The following is a 455-nucleotide window of genomic DNA, read 5'->3' on the forward strand; positions in this document are numbered from 1 at the left end:
TTTGATTGAGCTTTTCAAGATTGATATGGAAACACAGAAAGACAATCCGCAAGGGAACGCTTCTTTAGCAGGTGCGGAATTTACATGGAAGTATTATGCTGGCTTCTACAATAAAGACAATCTCCCTGCCGAAGCTACTCGTACATGGGTTACAAAGACAATCGCTGAAACAGACAGCGACGGGACAACTCATTACATCACAAAATTAGCGGACACATACAAAGTATCTGGCGACAGCTTCTATATGCAGGACGGCAAGGCGGTTCTTCCACTTGGAACACTAACCGTAGAAGAAACAAAAGCTCCAAACGGCTACTTGTTAGAGGGTGCATATATGCAGGCTGGCGATAAGTCCGAACAGATAAAAGGCTTATATGTAACACAGATTACCGAGGACGGCGACCTTGCCGTATTATCTGGAAGTAACCAGTTTTCCGTATCAGACAAGGTTATCC

The 455-nt window shown here is 44.2% G+C and carries 1 protein-coding gene; it reads left to right on the forward strand.

The genetic code is table 11. The features are described from left to right. A partial coding sequence (locus tag LJE11_RS19335; protein ID WP_227296426.1) for a prealbumin-like fold domain-containing protein occupies positions 1–455 on the forward strand: 455 nt, incomplete at both ends.

It is taken from the genome of Blautia sp. DFI.1.216 (assembly GCF_020594215.1).
Classification (GTDB): Bacteria; Bacillota; Clostridia; order Lachnospirales; family Lachnospiraceae; genus Blautia_A; species Blautia_A wexlerae.